The 2,684-nt window shown below is 61.8% G+C and carries 2 protein-coding genes; both read left to right on the forward strand.

Annotated elements, in window-relative coordinates; all coding sequences use genetic code 11:
• Positions 1-329 (forward strand): transposase (locus tag JNB50_RS24430; RefSeq protein ID WP_208038474.1); only part of this gene is annotated, 329 nt, incomplete at its 5' end.
• Positions 330-390: 61 nt separating this feature from the next.
• Positions 391-2,514 (forward strand): hypothetical protein, encoded by a 2,124-nt coding sequence (locus JNB50_RS24435; RefSeq protein ID WP_208042696.1) that lies wholly within the window; start codon positions 391-393, stop codon positions 2,512-2,514.
• Positions 2,515-2,684 lie beyond the last annotated feature (170 nt).

A 2,684-nucleotide genomic window follows, 5' to 3' on the forward strand; every position in this document is an offset into this window, starting at 1 on the left:
CCGAGGCGCACGACCACCTTGACACCGCCCGCGCGGACATCCTCGCGTTCACCCAGTTCCCCGACGGGCTCTGGTCCCAGATCTGGTCCAACAACCCCAACGAGCGCCTGAACCGGGAGATCCGCCGCCGCACCGACAGCGTCGGAATCTTCCCCAACCGCGACGCGATCATCCGTCTCGTCGGTGCTGTCCTCGCCGAGCAGACCGACGAATGGGCCGAAGGACGCCGCTACCTCGGCCTCGACATCCTCGCCAAGAGCCGCCTCACCCTCATCACGGACAACAGCAAGGAGATGACCGACCAGCCCGTCCTCGAACTCAGCGCCTAACCCATCACACCGAAGGACACCGCGCTACACCACCACCAGGGACTTGACCCCGACGATTGATGTGTCTTCCTATTACCTCTTGGCCTATACCTCCAGGTTCAGCGACATCTTTACCGGCAATGATCTGTTCCGGCAGATTGCGTCCGCCGGCGCACGCCTTCCCGAGTGGGATTCTTCAGCCCGCCAAACGGTAGTCTCGAAGATTTCGGACGACGTGATTCTGCAGACACTCATGGAGGCCCCACTCGATGTTGCTGTGCGGTTCTCTGAACGGCTTGAGGGATATCGGACGCTGCCGCTAGCCGCTGCTGCCGCTGTATTTGCGAAACACTCGGCTCGAGTGGCAGACCCACTTCGTGTTGATGTAGTGGATGTATTCGCTCAGTTGATCGCCACGTTGGCCGTGGTTGCCGAACTTGAAGGGCCCAGAGTCGAGCAAGCATTTGGCCCACCTCGCCAGCGGGCAAGATGGGCCGTTGAGGCTGACGATTCCGGTTTTGCTGTGGATGTGGTCCTCTCGGATCGAAGAGAACTGCCCTCGTCGTCGAGCAACCTTGCGCGGGCCTCGACCTACACTTCGGACACATTCTGCGAGGTGTCCGCTAGGGCAGTGGCCCGATTTGGCACCGTGGATGTTCAGCGCGGATATCAGCCTCAAGCAGGTCAAGATCCGACCTCGCTCAATTCACAGGCAGTGTTTCTCGCGCAAAGACTGTTTGATGCGTGCCCAGAAGCTGACGTCGTTTCGGTTGAAGTCGTCGTGCCAGCCCGAGGCGCGTCTGCGCCAATCGACGGGAAGAAGCGAATGCGGGTCGGCGCTCTCCCAAGACGCATCGCGACGGAACGCTCCATCGCTTTGCAGATCGCAGTGACAGAGCTTCTGAGTACTGAACGATGGACCGATCGTTGCCGTAGACAAGCAGACGCGAGTGCCCAGCTTTTGGAACTCTTGATGGCGCTCCCTGCTCGTCTTTCCGAGCGAGACAGTTCGCGTGGGCGTCGAGAGTGGATCGAGAAGGTCGTCTCTGTTGCCGCGCTGGTTGCCCAACTTCCGGGACCGCCGCTCGATCCCCAACTCATTGGGCGACTTAGTGCCGAGCTACCGTTTGCCGCCGACTTCGATCTGCGGCTTCGCGAAACGACTCGTGATCCCTCCAAGGCCGCTCTCGACCTGATCGCCCAGAGCCTCCTGCAGGTTAGTCAGGGACTGAACGATGCCGCCAACCTCGGGGGCGCGGGCCTGCGCCTCGCCGGAGCCCCTCAGGCGCTGGCGGGGGCGCGGGCTGAGGATACCCTTCCGGAATACGCAGGGGTTGGACCGCTGCTTCCGAACGAACTCGGCAGTCTCGCCTCGATGGCTGCCCGTATTTTGGTTGCGCGTGGGCAGGGAGCGCTGTCGCCCGGGGACATTCGCGGGCGATCCTTGGAGGACACTAGCGCTCTGACGCTAACGAGTGCAGTCAGCGCTGCGGACGGATCCCTTGCGGCCGTTGAACAGCGGCTAACAGAGTCAGGTGTAGAGGTGTTCGCGAGTTCTGTGCAGGAAATCCTGAATCCGACCGATCCGCTGCTTCCACTCGAGCTAATCATCGCAGTCGACGCCTCTGCATGGGCAGCAACTGAGGAGTCCCTTCGGTCGTGGGGACCGTCGGCACGCGAGGAAGCATGCTTCCAGACCCGCACGCGGTTCGTCGCAATGCACCTCGGCCGACTTGTCCAAGTCGGCGCAGTTCTCGATGATGCCGAAGGTCCGCTGCGAGACATCGACCCCACTGACTACCCCGACATCGCGCGGCGCTTAGGAGCCCTACTGGCCCCGTCCGTGTTCCAGGAGCGAGCAGACAACTTAATCGGCTCGCTTATCTCTGCCTCGTCGGCGAACGGGTGGAGTCGTCGCCGTCCTGATGGATGGCGCGGTGTCCAATCCACCGCCCGGATTCCATCCGCCGAAAGCATTGACGATGATCCCCAAGCTTGGGCCGACGCGATCGTTATCTACAGGGAGCTCGAAAGTCTCGTGGCCAGCGAAGGGGATGATGGCGGCACGTTCGCGGAGGTGCTCGCCGGCGTAGACCTTTCTATCGCCGACACGTTCGCGTCTCCGATCGTTCAGGCCGTAGGACACCTGCGCGCTCTCGCGATTGAAGCAGATCTTCATTCGCTCTCAGCTGACGACGCCTCCTGAAGTCGGTTCCCATCGAAGCGTCAATCGAAGCACTCACTGGAGGCGGTGGGACCCGCCCAACGATTCACTTCGCACCGGGCGTCGAAGTTGAGTCCCGCATAGTGGTGTAGCGCACGGTGATCCGGCTCGTCGTTCACGACGTAAGTGCGGTCACCGTGTGATCCTTCGAG

Source organism: Leifsonia sp. TF02-11, assembly GCF_017565305.1.
Taxonomy (GTDB): Bacteria; Actinomycetota; Actinomycetes; order Actinomycetales; family Microbacteriaceae; genus Leifsonia.